This window comes from Mucilaginibacter sp. Mucisp73, from assembly GCF_059491465.1.
This window is the reverse complement of the sequence record NZ_CP168507.1, coordinates 3,869,698-3,885,759: the sequence shown is the minus strand read 5'-3', so window position 1 is coordinate 3,885,759 and position 16,062 is coordinate 3,869,698. Positions and strand designations below refer to the sequence as shown.

The 16,062-nt window shown below is 44.4% G+C and carries 8 protein-coding genes; 2 read left to right on the top strand and 6 right to left on the bottom strand.

Features of this window, described 5'->3' with window-relative positions:
* Positions 1 to 3: 3 nt before the first annotated feature.
* The 6 genes from ACEN82_RS16150 to ACEN82_RS16125 form a co-directional block, all read right to left on the bottom strand.
* Positions 4 to 1,914: a RagB/SusD family nutrient uptake outer membrane protein gene (locus tag ACEN82_RS16150; RefSeq protein ID WP_413318446.1), complete on the bottom strand. Its 1,911-nt coding sequence runs from the start codon at positions 1,912 to 1,914 to the stop codon at positions 4 to 6.
* 25 nt (positions 1,915 to 1,939) lie between these two features.
* A complete protein-coding gene (locus tag ACEN82_RS16145; protein WP_413318448.1) occupies positions 1,940 to 5,257 on the bottom strand; it encodes a SusC/RagA family TonB-linked outer membrane protein in 3,318 nt (1,105 codons plus the stop codon).
* A gap of 194 nt (positions 5,258 to 5,451) precedes the next feature.
* Entirely contained in the window at positions 5,452 to 7,440 is a 1,989-nt protein-coding gene (locus ACEN82_RS16140) for an SGNH/GDSL hydrolase family protein (RefSeq protein WP_413318450.1), read from the bottom strand.
* Positions 7,441 to 7,790: 350 nt separating this feature from the next.
* Positions 7,791 to 9,089, bottom strand: a complete 1,299-nt coding sequence (gene fucP / locus ACEN82_RS16135; protein ID WP_413318452.1) for an L-fucose:H+ symporter permease — start codon at positions 9,087 to 9,089, stop codon at positions 7,791 to 7,793.
* Positions 9,090 to 9,104: 15 nt separating this feature from the next.
* Positions 9,105 to 9,869 (bottom strand): SDR family NAD(P)-dependent oxidoreductase, encoded by a 765-nt coding sequence (locus ACEN82_RS16130; protein WP_413318454.1) that lies wholly within the window; start codon positions 9,867 to 9,869, stop codon positions 9,105 to 9,107.
* A gap of 9 nt (positions 9,870 to 9,878) precedes the next feature.
* A complete protein-coding gene (locus ACEN82_RS16125) occupies positions 9,879 to 11,108 on the bottom strand; it encodes an enolase C-terminal domain-like protein (RefSeq protein ID WP_413318456.1) in 1,230 nt (409 codons plus the stop codon).
* A gap of 219 nt (positions 11,109 to 11,327) precedes the next feature.
* Here ACEN82_RS16125 and ACEN82_RS16120 point away from each other — a divergent pair, with 219 nt between their 5' ends.
* Positions 11,328 to 12,203, top strand: coding sequence for an AraC family transcriptional regulator (locus ACEN82_RS16120; protein ID WP_413318458.1), 876 nt, complete (start codon positions 11,328 to 11,330; stop codon positions 12,201 to 12,203).
* 376 nt (positions 12,204 to 12,579) lie between these two features.
* The gene (locus ACEN82_RS16115) at positions 12,580 to 16,020 is read left to right on the top strand and encodes a ThuA domain-containing protein (RefSeq protein WP_413318460.1); all 3,441 of its coding nucleotides are present in this window, start codon (positions 12,580 to 12,582) and stop codon (positions 16,018 to 16,020) included.
* Positions 16,021 to 16,062: the final 42 nt, after the last annotated feature.

Sequence of the window (16,062 nt, the reverse complement as noted above, 5' to 3'; positions counted from 1 at the left end):
AGGCTACCAGTAGGTGGTTTGTACCAGGTTGTTGTTAACGATCAGATCATTATCCTTTATAGGCCAGAAGTAGTTTTTTAGCCCGAAAACCGGCGTTAACACGGTATGCAGCCTGTAGTAGTTGCCGGCTTCGGATTCATATATATTCCAGCCCTGTAGCGGTACACTCAATACGCCCTGAATCTCTTTCCAGCGGCGAAGGTCCCATCCGCTTTGCGCCTCAAAACACAACTCAATGCGGCGCTCGCGATGTATGATGTCACGTAAACCTTCTTTAGTTGTTGGTTTGCCGGGATTTTTTGAATAGGTTGACCATGATTCCAACACACCTTTTAAACCAGCCCTTGTTCTTACTTTGTCAATGTAATTGTATACATCGGCAGTTGGGCCGTTTGCCTCGTTCAGGGTTTCGGCATATAAAAGATATAAACCGGCAAGTCTCATCAGCGGCAAGTGAAATTCAATTGGCTGAAAACCATCATCATAAACAGAAAGGTAATTAGCCAGCTTTTTAGGCCAGTAACCGGTAATGTTAAGGGTGTTCAGGTCTTTTGGGCCTGCCAGTGATCCCGAACCGCGTGCTTCAACATGGTAAGCCTGGTCCTGGTTGTAAATGCCGTTACCATACCAGATGCTGCCATCAAAAGCGATATTAGCATAAAAGCGGCTTTCGCGGCCATAATGCTCGTTGATAGTTGTATATCCTTGAGCTATATAGTATTTATCGGCGTCGCCTGCTGTTTTCAGTGCAAAACGGTTGGCATAATCATAATCTTTATCCTCTGTTAACGGTACGCCGTTAGCAGTATAAAAAAGCTCCTGTGTTGAAATCGGAACAGCGAATGTTGAGGGGTTTGAGAATATGTTAACTGCCGATTTTGGCGTTAACCTTGGTGTTGCATAGCCCTGGCATGGGAAGGTAGGGTTTAATGCCCAGATCAACTCAGGGTTTACATCCCATTTTTCGGTAACCGCGTTTTGGATGGTTAGCTCGTTACGCAACTGCTCTGAAAGGGAACCAACTGTAGGTGGTGCGACAAAGGTGTAAAGTTTAAGCCCGTTGGCTTCGCAGGCATCAATGGCAGCTTTACAGGCATCGGCGGCACGTTTCCATTTCTGCGGGTCGGCAGTACTTGAAAATAAAGGCTGGCCATCTTTGTTTTTCATGCTGGCGTAGTCCGGGTTGCCGTTGAAAAGGGGACTGGCCTGAGTGGCTAACATTTCGGCTTTAATTGATAAAGCGGTTAGCTGGGTAATGCGGCCAAGCTCTTTTGCCTGGTTGGTGATAACCGGCGGCAAATCTGGAATAGCCTCATCCAGTAATTGCACGCAATAGTTAAATACCGAATCAACCGGCGAGCGTTTTACCCTAACCTCTTCGGTGCTGGCTGTTATATCAATATTGGTTTTTACCAGTGGTACAGGGCCGTATAAGCGGCACAGATAGTAATGATAATATGCTTTAAGAAATTTTACCTCGGCAATCCATCTTGCTTTTTCAGATGGTGAAAGGTCAACAGGCTTGTCAATGTTTTCAAGCATGATGTTACACCTGCGGATAGAACGGAACAGCGCCTGTCCGCCATTTTCGCCATCCCACCAGTTTACACCGGGCCTTGCGCTGTTTTGTGTACCCCGGATAAGGCTAAAGCCATTTTCATTAAGCGGGTGATTGGTGAGGTTGTTGGGATAAATGATCTCCGATGATGTGGTGAAGCCGATATTCGATGTAGGATCAGAAAACTGCTGTAAAGTTGCATAGCAGGTAAACAGGTAATTTTCGGCCTCGTTACGGTTCCTGAACGCGTACTCAAGGGTGCCGGTATTATCTGGTGTTACTTCAAGATATTTTTTACATGATGCGCCCGAAACCAGGAGCCCTACCAGTAATAAAAGTTTATAATATTGTTTCATAATACTAAGTATTGATCTGTAAAAATTATAGGTTAACGTTGATGCCTAAGTTGAATACCTTTTGTATAGGATAGGCAAAGCCATTACCGCCAAGTTCAGGGTCCCAAAGTTTAAAGGCGCTCCATGTGTACAGGTTAAGGCCGTTAAAGTAGATGCGGCATTTGGTTACATTTAAGCGCTTTAAAATGGACGGTGGCAATGAGTAACCTATCTCCACCGATTTAAGTCTCAGGAAACTACCATCGCGCATCCACCACGTACTGTTTTGACGGTTGTTTTCGATCTGGTTCCCGGTTACACCTAACCTTGGATAGGTTGCATATAAATCCTGGTTTTCTTCGCTCCAGTGACTATCGGCAAAAGCTTTAATTAGCTGGGTATTACCATATATGTACGGGTCGGGGCTTTGAATGAATGGGCTGGTACGGCTTGGATCGATAAAGAACGATACACGCGCCTGGCCCTGGAAAAAGCAGGAGATATCAAAGTTTTTAATCCCGGCTGATAAACCGTAGCCATATACAATTTCGGGCACTGTTGGATAGCCGATAAAAGTTTGATCGGCGCCATCAATTTTACCGTCGCCATTTAAGTCGCGGTATTTGATATCACCGCCGCCCGGAGGGATGCCATTGGTTGAAAAGATCTGCGACGGAGAATTTCTGGCTTCATTATCGTCAACAAATAAGCGTTCGGCAATGTAACCGTACTGCCTGTTTATTTCCTGGCCTTTGTGATAACGGTAAGCTTCTTTATACTGAGGCTCTTCATAGTTGCCATATTTGCTGCTGGCCAGCGTAAAGTTGCCGCGGCCCTGCAGCCAAACATCTTTATTAATAGCCGCCTTATAATCCATTTGCAGGTCGATACCTTTAGTATCTGCCGTGCCTATGTTGGCGGTAACATTAGGATTTCCGTATTGGTCAAGCGCCTCAAGGCCCAGTGTTGTAGGGAGTGAGCTACGTGTTTGAAGAATGTTGTAACGGTGATATTTATAAACCTCGGCTACTATGTTAAGGTTTTTAAACATGGTGAACTCAAGGCCAAGATTTAGCTGGCGCGATGTTTCCCAGGTTACGTTAGGGTTTTCGTAGTTATTAATGTAAACGCCCTCGCGCCTGTAACCATTGAATGTGCCAAAATAGGCAGGATTGCCACCGTTAAGGTTAACATCCGAAAGGAAGAAGAAACGCTGTGAGCCGATGGCATCGTTACCTACTAAACCATAGCTGGCCCTCACCTTCATGCGGGAGATGACATCATAAAGCCCCTGGCCCCAGAATTTCTCGTCGGATACGATCCATGAACCGCCAATGGTTGGGAAGAAACCAAACCTGTGGCTGGCCGAAAAGCGCTCGGTACCGTTGTAGCCAAAGTTAAACTCCAGGAAATAACGGCTTTTAAATGAATAAGTAGCACGGCCTGCAAGGGTTAAGTTGCGGTAAGGCAACGAATACTGTAAAGTAGGGTAGTTTAATACCGGGTCTTTCGCTGCCGAATAAACCGTTTGCTGGCGGGTACCGATCAATGATGCGCTCAGGTTATGACTGCCAAAGGCATGGTTATAATCTAAAACACCCTGAAAATAAATGTAGGTATTCAGGTTATCGGTGCTTGGATCGCGGTAATAGCTCAGGTACTCGGTGGCTACGTTATTACCGGTTGGCTGGGGGTTAAGCCAGGTTAAAGTGTACTGGTTAGAAGCTTTATCATAAGTATTCACATTATAATAAAATGGCGAGTAACCCATTTGGGACTGAAAATATGAATACCTGTTGGTATGGAATAAGCCATGAAAGTTAAGCCCGTCGGTTATAAAATCCAGTTTTTGGTTTAACTCCAGTTGAGCAGATAACCTTGATTCTGAATAATTTTTATGACCGCGTAATAACGCCGCGTAAGGGTTATTGTATGCGATGGCGTTTGATGTCGAGCCTGCGTTGACGGGCGCTGCATTACCGAAAAGGATATGTTTAACATTGCGATTGGCCGAATCCGCAGGGAAATATGCAGGGAATAGTACCGGACTGGTGTGTACAGCAACGTTATAAAGATCGGTCGAAAATGAAGCATCGGCGGTAAGAGGGCCATTATACTCATTGAATGAACCGGCAAGTCTTACAATAAGCTCGGTGCTTTTGCTTAGGTTAATATTAACGTTTGAGCGCAGCTGGTAATTTTCAAACTTTACGTTGTTGTTATTATTGTTGGCAATATCTTGCCTCAAAATACCATGGTCAACATTGTATGAGCCTGATACATAGTAACGGGCCACATCGCCGCCGCCGCTCACGCTCATATCGGCACGCTGGGTAGCTGTGCGTTTTTTGAAAAGCATATCCAGCCAATCGACAGCGGGATAAACATACTTGTTGCTGCCTGCGTCGCCTCGTATGGTGGCTTCTGTATTTAATATTTTATTTTGAGAGAAGGGAAGGGGGCTTAACGGATCGCGGGTTATGGTAGCTTCGTTAAAAAGCTTCATATAAGTGATAGGATCGGCCAACTGCAGCGTTTTGGCCGATTGCGATATGGAGTTTTCCACACGTACATTGATCTTGGCTTTGCCAATTTTACCTTCTTTGGTGCTTACCAAAATTACACCGTTTGCGCCGCGGGCACCATAAAGTGCAGTAGCACTTGCATCTTTCAATATCGAAAAGCTGGCGATATCGTCAACTTGCAGGCGGGCAAGGTCGGTTGTGGAAAGTTCAACGTTATCTATCAAAATAAGCGGATCTTTTTTGTAACCAAAAGTGGTTACACCACGGATAAAGAAACTGGAATTATCCTGCCCTGGCTGGCCGCTTGGCTGAAAGGCGATGATCCCTGCAACCTGTCCGGCAAGTGCATTGGTTAAGTTACTGGCGGGTATTTTCAGGTCGGCGGGTTTAACGGTGGTTACCGAGCCTACCACGGCTTCCTTACGTTCTTTTTTGCCGTAGGCCAATACCACAACCTCATCGAGGCCTCGTTTTGATTCTTTAAGTACGATGTTTACTACCAGCTTACCGGCCGAAACGGTGAAAGTTTGATCAATAAAAGTTACGTACGATACTTTAAGGATAGTACCGGGTTCGGCATCTATCACAAACTTACCGTTAGCATCGGTAGTGGTACCCAGGTTTTTGCGGTTGGTGGCAACAATATTAGCACCCGCAATTTTACCGCCTAGTGTGTCGGTCACGAGGCCGGTAACAGTTACCTTACTTTGTGCGTGCGTAAATTGGGCTGAGCAGATAAAACTCAGCAGTAATAATACAAAGTAATAAAAACCCGGTGCAGGCCTTTGAGACTGTCTAAGCTCCCGCCGGGTTTTGATCCGTTGGTAAAATTCTTTCATAAAAAATGGTTTGATAATGGTTCTTTGTTTTTGAGATTTGGTTGATGGGTTTATTGGTTTCAGGCACCGTTTAAATGCGCAAATGGTAAAAGGTTTTTCCAGTGGTAAAAGGTTTGATCATTTTTTAAATATGTTAAGTTGACAATTAAAAGTTTTGAGCTGCGTTTACAGCGTATTGCTGTTTTTTAAAAAAATCAATTGGTTAAAAAATAGAGTACCTGGCACGTGTTCCCCTTGCTGTTTTTGTTGTTATCGGTTTCAATTTTCAGGCTGAGCGTGTGCTGGCCTTTTTTGAGGTCGGTACTAAAGGTTACATACCAGGGCAGATAAATCCATGAGCTGAACTCCGTGTACAGGTCCATCTTTTTTTCAATGCCACCGTCGATACTGTAGCTGATGATTCCTGCATCAGGCCCGGATACAATGGCCATGCCTATAGCGGTGCCGGTAAATGGTAGCGTTAATGATGAGCCTGGTTTTGTGGCAATAAGCATTGGCTTGTGTACAAAGCCCTCGCGGGTGCTCAGGTTATTGTTGGGTGCCCAATCGGGGTTAACGGCCCATCCGTTCAAATTTTTTGCGTTTTGAATGCTGTAATAGCGGCCATTGTTGAGGTTAAGCGCGTTAAGCGGTTTGGGTAATGGATTGGCTTTAATAGCAGCAGTCTGCTGTTTGTCAAAACATGAATTAAGCAGGCTTTTTATGGTTGCGAAATAAAGCTCCTGCCCGTAAATGGCCGGGTGTAGGTCTTTAAAATCATATTGCCATGAAAATTCAAGGTTATTAAGTTTATCAGTAACTTCTTTGGCCAGGTTAATGGACGGCAAGCCGTAATGTTCTGCAATTAATTCATGATTTTTGATTTGCAGCGGGGTTTTGCCATTGTTGTAATCCCTGATCTTATCCGGATCAACAAATGACATCATGACGATGTCCATCAGTGGATTGGCTTTTTTTGCATGTCTTACAATTCCTTCCAGCGCCCGTACTTCGGTAAGGCTGTCCAGTCCGTTCACGTTATCGTTTACTGCGGCTTCAACAAACATCAAATCAACCTTGCCCGAATCAAGTACGTCCCGCTGTAAGCGGAAGGCATGCGGTACACTTCCCAAGGAGGGGATCCCCGCCTGTATAAAATGAAAACTGGTTAAAGGAAAGCGTTCGGTAAGGTAGCGGCTTATCTTTTCGCGCCAACCGGGGTTATAGGTAATTGATCCGCCTAAAAAAGCTACTGTAGCTTTCTTGCCTGCACTGAATACACTGAGACTGTTGGCCAAGCCGTTACGGGTTATAAAGTAATCGGTATATGGCAGCACTTTTTTTATCGGATAACTGTAGCCCATGATCATATCAGCCCAGCGCTCAGGATGTTCGATAGGGAAGTGGTGCCCGTTCAACTCCTGCGGACCGGCAGTTACCGGGTATATCATCATCGGCCCGCCTAATGCGGTATAATGTTGAGCAAGGATATTGGTATTTTCAACATTGGGTACCAGTTTATCATTGATACCTATGATATGCATAACGGGTACTTTAAAAGCAGCAAGGCCATCAAGGTTATCAATAGGATTGTCTTTGTAATCAAGCGCTTGTTGTTCGGTAATGTGATACACCTGTTGCAGCTGTTTCCACAGAGCGGCATCGCCCAGGGCACTTAGTTTACCTCCCGGCCAGCTTTGAATATTGCAAACAGGGGCTTCATTATAAATGCAACTAATTTTATCAGGATTGCGTTTGGCCCAGCCATATACATATAAACCGCCACGACTAACGCCTTCAAGGGCAACTTTGGCAGCGAAAGCTTGTTTAGTTGTTAAATACTGATAAAAAGCATCCCAAACCTGCAAAGCATAAGGGCTGCCATATTGATCATCAACATTTACGAAAGCTACATGAAAGCCTTTGACTAACAGGATACTATCAATATCGGTATGCCAATCAGGAAATGAAGCCCGCCAAACCCATGGATTACCTTCGAGCGCCTTTTTAGGTTTTACATAATAAGCTTTGTGAGTGCCTATAGCAATATTAACACGTTCAAAACCCTTCCAGCTATCATTAGCTGTATGTTGAATGGCATATACGGCTGGGGCATTGCCCGCACTCACATTTTCATGGTTTTGTGCTGAGGCAATACCGGCCGTGAACCCAAATAATAGCGTAATTAGTAAAGTTTTAATCATTCAATTTTGGATATAAAAATTCCACTTCAAAAACTTCGTCCTTTTTTTGGATTGTGGTTTCTGATTAAAAAATGTTTTGTAAACTTTTAGTAGCTGGCGTTTATAATCAGGGTAAAAATATGGAGGGTATTAGCAATAAATTGTACTTAAATTGATTTGTTTCGATACTATTTTGACATCGGTTTTTTGATTTTTAGTAAAAAATGACTTGCTGAAACAATTTATTTGTATTAAGTGTAGTTTTCACAACAAAATAATATTGAAATGCAAAAGTTGCGCAATATGGTATTGATTACTTTTAGTTCATGGTTCATTGATGATGGTTCATGGCAGCATCAGTTGCGGCGAGGTTAGTGTCCGATTACTGTCAACTGTGGTTCTTCGGATTCATCCGAATAAGTTTTGTTTTTTACCATATAGCCTTTAACTCCGTAATATAGTACGTACACATAGCACACCAGTGGTGCAATTAAAGCCATCCTGATGCCTGAATGGTCTGATATCAAGCCCATTATTGGCGGGATAATGGCTCCGCCAACAACTCCCATAATAAGTAATGACGAAGCCACCTTGGTGTAATCGCCAATGTTTTTGATGCTGAGCGTAAATATGATAGGATACATCACGGAGGTAAATAGCCCTACTATCGACAGAGAAATTATGGATACATAACCACCAGTAAGTACCGATACCAATATCAGCGTAAACGCACCTATGCTGCATAGGGTAAGCACTTTATTGGGTTTAACCTGCTTAAGTAAAAACGCCCCCAGCAAGCGCCCGGTTAAAACCAACGCCATATAAAGTGTAATAAACAAGGCCGATTTTTGCTCGGTAATACCTGTAATATTTAAGGACTTTGTATACCGAATAATAAAACTCACCACGCCAACTTCCGCGCCTAAATAGGCAAAAACTGCTAATACGCCCAATATGGTATGCCTGAATTTAAATACTCCGGAGAGTTTTTGCCTGCTGTTGCCTTCATGAATTACTGGCAACTTCAAAAAATAAAGTACCACGCAAAGGGCAATAAACAACCCCGCCAGTGTTAGGTAAGGAGGAATCACAAGGTGCGCCTCGCTGTTTAAAAACGACTTAAGTTGCTCTGAAGTAAATGACTGGATGAGACTTGCCGGGATATCCTTTTCATGCAATAAAAATTTAGAGCCGATGAAGGGCCCTATTGTAGCGCCCATTGAACCAACTGCAGCCGCCAGGCTTAACCGGCTTGAAGCATGATCCGGATCGCCAAGTTTTGAAATATAGGGAGTAGCCGTAACCTCCAGTATGGCAAAGCCTGATGCCATGGTAAACAATGCCAGCAGGAACACAGGATAATACCTGGTGGTTGCTGCGGGATAAAATATGGCAGCTCCAATAGCAGCTAATATAAGCCCAGTAAGCATTCCTGCCCTGTAACCCATTTTTTCGATGAAACGACCGGCAGGCAAAGCCATCAAAAAATAAGCCCCAAAAAATGCCGACTGGATCAGTGACGATTGCAGATCAGTTAGCTGGCAGGCCCGTTTCAGATGGGGGATGAGTACATCATTAATATTGCGGCTCAAATTCCAGAAAAACATCAGGCTCATTACTATCAGCAGCGGAGCCAGGTATTTTGATGCGTTACTGTTGGTTTTGTTCATGGTTAAGATCTTGTTTTATCGTCTGTATCCAAGTTCGGCGCCGCCGCTTACAGGCATAATGCAGCCGGTTACAAACCGCGCCGCGTCCGAGAGCAGGAAAACCGCTGCATCGGCTACTACATCGCCCTCAGGGCAGTAGCCTAAGGCATGAATATCGTTTAAGTATTTTTCTATCGATCCGGGATCCGGCTGTTCGGCGGCCCATTGTTTAAGCAATGGTGTCCATACACCGGCCGGCGAAACAGCATTTACCCTGATACCGTATGGTGCATAATCAAGTGCCATGGATTTGGTAAGGGCATTGATGCCGCCTTTTGTTGCGGTGTAAGCCGCATGCAGGCTTTGACCGATATCGCCGGCCATACTGCTGGTATTTAAAATGCAGCCTTTTGAGGCTTTAAGTAAATCAATGCCATATTTGGTTGTCCAAAACAGGCTTTTGAGGTTAATGCTCATAAGGGCATCCCATTCATCCTCTTCGGTTTCATCAACCGGTTTTGATGGATGCGCTATAGCTGCATTGTTATGAATAGCATCAAGCCTGCCGTAGTGTTTCCGTATGGCATCGAAAGCAGCCTTTACATCACCCGCCTTTGATACGTCGCCAGGAATACCTTTATGGTTACCACCAAAATGATCAAGCGTTTTGTAGAGAGCACGCTCATTTACATCCATTATAAAAACGGTTGCTCCCTCACGGATATAAGCTTCGGCGCAGGCCAGGCCAATGCCCGATGCGCCTCCGGTAATAAATATTACTTTGTTTAATAATTGGTTCATTTTTGGTTTTTAGCTGGTTACAAGGTCGCTGCTGTTGCCTGCTTCGGCAGGTACGGCGTAATAGCCCCCGCTAATATTGGCCGGATTTTTAAAGTATTTGGCCAAATGCGGTATATGTTCCAAAAATAAGTTTTCGTGTCCAATAGCCACATGGTTAAACAATACCAAATGCTGATGGATCTGCCCCATATCGCCCACGTGCGGTACCACAGGAATATTGAATTTTTTTGCCAGCAGGCTTATCGTCAAAAATTCGGATACACCGCCCACCCGCACACAGTCAACCTGGCAAAAATCCATGGCGCCGGCCTGCAAAAAGTTTTTAAATATGATTTTATTAGGGATATGCTCGCCCGCAGCGATTTTAAGGGGCGCAATTTCTTTAGCTAATGTTTGATGCGCCAAGACATCATCAGGGTGAGTGGGTTCCTCTATCCAGTAAGGGTTTATGCTGCTCAGTTCTTTACAAATGGAGATGGCCTGAGGCAGGTTCCATTTTTGGTTGGCATCCAGCATAATAGTTGTTTTATCACCGGCTTCGGCCCTAACCAGCTTTGCCCTTCGGATATCACGTTGCGGATCATTTGAGCCAACTTTTAACTTCATGGCGGTAAATCCCCGGTCAATGGCGCGGGCTACGTTCTCTTTGATCTTCTCGTCAGAATAGTTAAACCAGCCTACTGATGTATCGTAAGCCTTATAACCTGTTTGTAAAACACCATTGCGTAATGTTCGGCCTGTAAAATTGCCCTTTAAAATGTTTTCTGCTTCTTCAACAGTCAATACATCTTCAAGGTAGTTTAGATCGAGCGTTGCCACCAGTTCTTTCGGGCTTAAATCAAGCAAAAGTTTCCAGAGCGGTACCTGCCGGCTTTTGGCCCAAAGATCGAAACAAGCATTTACTATGGCTGCCAGCGCCAGCTGCATTACACCTTTGTGCGGACCCAGCCAGCGGTAGGTGGGCGAATCCAGTATCGAACGGTAAACCGAACCGAAATCGGCCATAAGTTCTTCAATCTCACGTCCTTTAAGTGTTCCGGAAAGATATTGGATAGCTTTGCATACCAGGTCGTTACCGGCCCCCAGAGTAAAGGCCAGGCCAACGCCTGTTACGCCGCTGGCAGTATGCAGCTCACAAATGGCATAAGCATACTGGGTTGAATCGTTTACTGCGTCAGAACCGGCGCCATTGCCTAAATTAAAACGCTTGTCGGTAACTTCAATTTTATTGATGTACATGTAGGTAAATATATTTTGCAAATAGTTTCAGGCCGTTCTATGCCGAAAAGCCGTAATGAAATCTTGTTCCTTGTGTTTATAAATCGGTTTATTATACCTTTCCGGATAAGGTATGATGCTGTAAAATTAGCGCGGTTTGATTTTTTACTTTCACTTTAATTGGCAACTTTCGATAGTATTTTTGCTTATATTTAGCTTTTCTCTTCATGTTTTGTTAAAATGAAACCAATTTTAGCCGTATTGTCTGACGGGGTACAGTCAGAAGACCTGTTTGTTGCCAGGGAAGTAAAGCTTCCTTTTTTCTCAAGTGAGTTCCATTTTCATGAAGAATGCCAGTTGGTACACATTGTAAAAGGTTCGGGCAAGCGCATCATCGGCGATCTGGTTGATTATTTTGAAAGCGGGGAGCTTATTTTTCTTGGTTCAAATATTCCGCATGTTTGGCATAATACCCAGGAACAACCCAACGAGGATGACCCTGAATATTATGCGCATTCATTATCTATTCACTTCAATCCGTCAAAATTGCTCATGAATCTTTCGGCATTTGGTAACATACGCAAAGTGGAGTTGTTTTTAAGTAAGGCGCAAAGAGGGATGGAGCTAAAGGGTAAAAGCCGTGATATGGTAATAAAACTGATGTACCAGATAGTACAGCAGGAAGGGTTGCAAAGGATCATCACCCTGCTCGAGATCCTTAATATCATGAGTGCAGACCCGGAGCATAACCTGTTGGCCAGTATCAACTATATCAATTACTATCAGTATCATGACAGTAAGCGTATGGACCAGGTGTTTAAGTACATCTTTGATAATTTCAGAGAGGATATTTCACTAAATACCATTGCCGATGTGGCTAACATGAACACATTTGCCTTTTGCCGGTTTTTTAAGGCGCGTACCCAAAAGTCGTTTACCCAGTTTGTAAATGAAACAAGAATTGGTTATGCCTGCAAACTGCTAAGTAATAAAGATAACAGTATTACAGATATAGCCTATGAGTGCGGTTTTAATAATGTATCAAACTTTAACCGCTTTTTTAAAGTGATTAAAAAGGTAAGCCCGCGCCAGTACCGGAACCAGATTTTGTCTTAGTATATGATGGTTACTTACCGGCGAAGTGAGCTTTCGCTGCAAGGTGACTTACTTTATTAAAAATGTCCCTCACCTTACCTTTATAATGAAGCCGGCGGAGGCTCGGTTATACACTTCTGCATCCGGCAGATCCCATCTTGTATTGATGGTAGTAACAATTCAATTACAAATCCATTCCTGCTAAAAATAAAAGTGTAATTAATACACAGTGAGTTTTTTAAATAGTAATATTGTGTTAGCCAATTGTTGAACAGCCTTTTTAGCGATACTGCATTTCATATTTTTTTGCCTTGTTTATAAATCCTTTTAGCAAGGTGATGGATTAATGCTGCTTTTATGGCTGTTCATTAAATGTAAACCAATAATAACCTCAAACATGTCATTAAAAACAAAACTCACCTTCGTTTTTTTGACAGGATTAACTTTCCTGCTCTATTCCTTTAAAAAGCCGTCTGACAAGCCGCGTGTGCTGGTGTTTTCAAAAACTTTGGGCTGGCACCACTCATGCATCCCGTTTGGGATAGCGGCCATTCAAAAATTAGGTAACGAGAATGGCTTTGATGTGGATACCACCACCAACTCTGTTAATTTTAATGACGATAATCTGAAGAAATACCGGGCAGTAATATTTAACTGCACTACAGGCAATGTGCTTAATGCGGTTGAGCAGGCAGCTTTTGAACGTTACATACAGGCAGGCGGTGGTTTTATGGGGGTACATTCTGCGGCTGATACCGAGTACGACTGGCCATGGTACGGCAAACTGGTTGGTGCCTATTTTTCAAGCCATCCTAACAACTCTAATATCCGGAAGGCTACTATTGATGTAACCGATAAAAGCCAGCCGGCCACTGCCAACTTGCCCACAAGGTGGGAGCGTACTGATGAATGGTACAATTACAAATCTATATACAGTGGCATCCATGTGCTGGCAAGTCTCGATGAAAATACTTACGACGGTGGCATCAACGGCGCTAATCATCCCATAACCTGGTATCATGAGTTTGATGGCGGCCGGGCATTTTATACAGGCTGCGGCCATACCGACGAAAGCTACAGCGATCCCCTGTTTTTGGGACAATTGCTCGGCGGTATCAAATATGCGATGGGCAATGGCAAACCGCTTGATTATGGTAAATCATATTCTAAAGTAGCGCCCGATCAAACCAGGTTTATCAAAACTGTGCTGGTGAGTAACATTGCTTCACCTATGGAACTGGCGGCAGCAAAGGATGGCCGTGTGTTTTTCACCCAGTTATTGGGCAATTTTTCCGTTTATAACACCAAAACCAATAAGTTTAAATTAATCCATAAATTCCCGATCACCTATGAAGGCGGCACGGGTGTTATCGGCCTCACGCTCGACCCTGATTTTGACAGGAACCAATTTGTTTATATCTACTATATGCCCGCCGGGCAAACCATCGAACCTCTTAATTTTCAGCTTTCGCGCTTCAAGTTAAGTCCGGCGGACGTGCTCGACCTTAAATCAGAGAAAATCCTGCTTAAAGTACCGGTACAAAAGGTGAGCGGTGCTCACCATGGTGGTTCGCTGGCCTGGGATAAGGATAAAAACCTGTACCTGTCAACCGGCGATAGTTCAAGCCCCTTTCCTTCTGATGGTTATGCACCGCTGGATGAGCGCCCCGGAACGGAACATTACAGCCTTGACGCGCAACGCAGCGCCGGCAATACCAACGATTTTAAAGGCAAGATCCTGCGGATCCACCCCGAGGCTGACGGCACGTACACCATCCCCGAAGGAAACCTTTTCCCGAAAGGTATGGCCAAAACCAAGCCCGAAATTTATGTTATGGGCTGCCGTAACCCATACCGGATTGCGGTAAATCCTAAAACATCGGTTTTATACTGGGGCGAGATTGGGCCTGATGCAGGTAAAGATTCACCCCGCGGGCCGCGGGGGTACGATGAGTTTAACCAGGCGCGCAAAGCAGGCAACTTTGGTTGGCCATATTTTGTGGGCAACAACTTTGCTTACTCGCACTGGGATTTTGTGAATGCCAGGCCAGGGCCAAATTTTGATCCTAAAGCACCGGTAAACAATTCGCCGAATAACACCGGGCTAAACATACTACCTCCTGCTACCCCGGCCATGATCTGGTATCCGTATGCTGCTTCCGATGAGTTTCCCGAGTTGGGTATGGGGGGCCGCTGCGCTATTGGCGGCGATTTTTATGAGTTTGATAAGAATATCAAAAATCCGAACAAATTCCCTGAATATTATGACGGCGCCTTGTTTGTGGCCGACTGGATGCGCAACTGGGTAATAGACCTGAGGTTTGATAAGGATGAAAACTATTTACGCAACGAAGCCTTCATGCCCGCTAGCGGCGATTTCCGCCGACCAATTGATATGGAGTTTGGCCCGGATGGCGCCCTGTATATGCTGGAGTATGGCTCAGTTTACGGTGCTCAAAATGAAGATGCCCGGTTGGTTAAGATTGAGTACAATACAGGTAACCGTGCGCCGATTGCCAAAGCAAGTATTTCGGATACAGCGGCATTTAATAAATTCGCCAAAACCAGGTTTTTAACCGCGGAGTTAAAAGAGTTTCCTGCTAAAAAGGAAATAGCCGGCCAGGCGCCGCTTAAGGTAACTTTCAGCAGCCAGAACAGTAAAGATTTAGATGACGACGATAAGATCACTTATCAGTGGTTGTTTGATGGTAAAACTGTTGGGGCTGCCACACCCTCGGCAAGTTATACTTTTACTAAGCCGGGCGTTTATAAAACCATTTTAAAAGTAACGGATAAGGGCGGCTTGTCTGGTCGGGATACGGTAATTGTAAGAGTTGGCAATACCAAACCCGAAGTTACCATAGCCAGTGCTGATAATAAATCATTCATCTGGAAAGGCAAGCCTTTCCGCTACCATGTAGTGGTTAGTGATAAGGAGGACGGTAAAATAGATCCCAAAAGGGTGAAATTATTTTATATCTATAACCCCCAGCCCTCGGCCAATAGTACCACACAAAACTTAACGGCTTTGTCAACTACCGAGGTAAGCTATCCGGGTAAGGGGCTGATGGCTAATAGTGATTGCAAATCGTGCCATACTATTAACAAAACTGCCGTTGGGCCAAGCTTTTTAGCTATTGCAAAACGGTACAAAACACAAAAGGGAGCTATTGAGCAGCTCTCCAAAAAGATAATTGCGGGCGGCGCGGGTAGCTGGGGTACCGAGCATGTAATGAGTGCGCATCCGCAACTATCAAATGCCGACACGCGAGAAATAGTGAAATACATTTTTTCGCTTACGGATAAAAAGAGCCCGGTATTGCCTTTGCCCTTAACCGGAACACTCAATCTGAAATTTAATGATGCCGAACCGCGCGGAGAGTATACATTGCTGGCCTCTTATACCGATAAAGGCGGTAAAGTTGTTGGTCCGCTGAAAGCTACGGATATGGTGGTGTTGCGTAATGCTGCAGAGAAGGCTGTTTATGCCGATGAGTTGAAAGGCTTTAATAGATTTAAAGATGACCTGTCGGCAGGTAACCATAAATCATACGTACTGTTTAGGAATATTGACCTGACCAACATTAGCAAGTTTGCTTATAAATATGCCTCGAAGGATTATGACGGGGAGATAGAGGTGAGGCTCGATTCGCAGGCCGGGCCGGTGATCAGCTCTGTGGTTTATTCAACCACGGGTTCCTGGGATAAAACCGGTGAAGTAACCGGGGTGTTGGGTAAGCTAGTAAGGGGAAAGCATGATGTATATTTCTTCGCCATAAAACATTCTAAACCGAGTGATGGTATTTTAAATTTAAAGGATATTCAGTTTGTTGAGTAACCTTATTCATAACCACGTCATTGCGAGGTACGAAGCAATCCC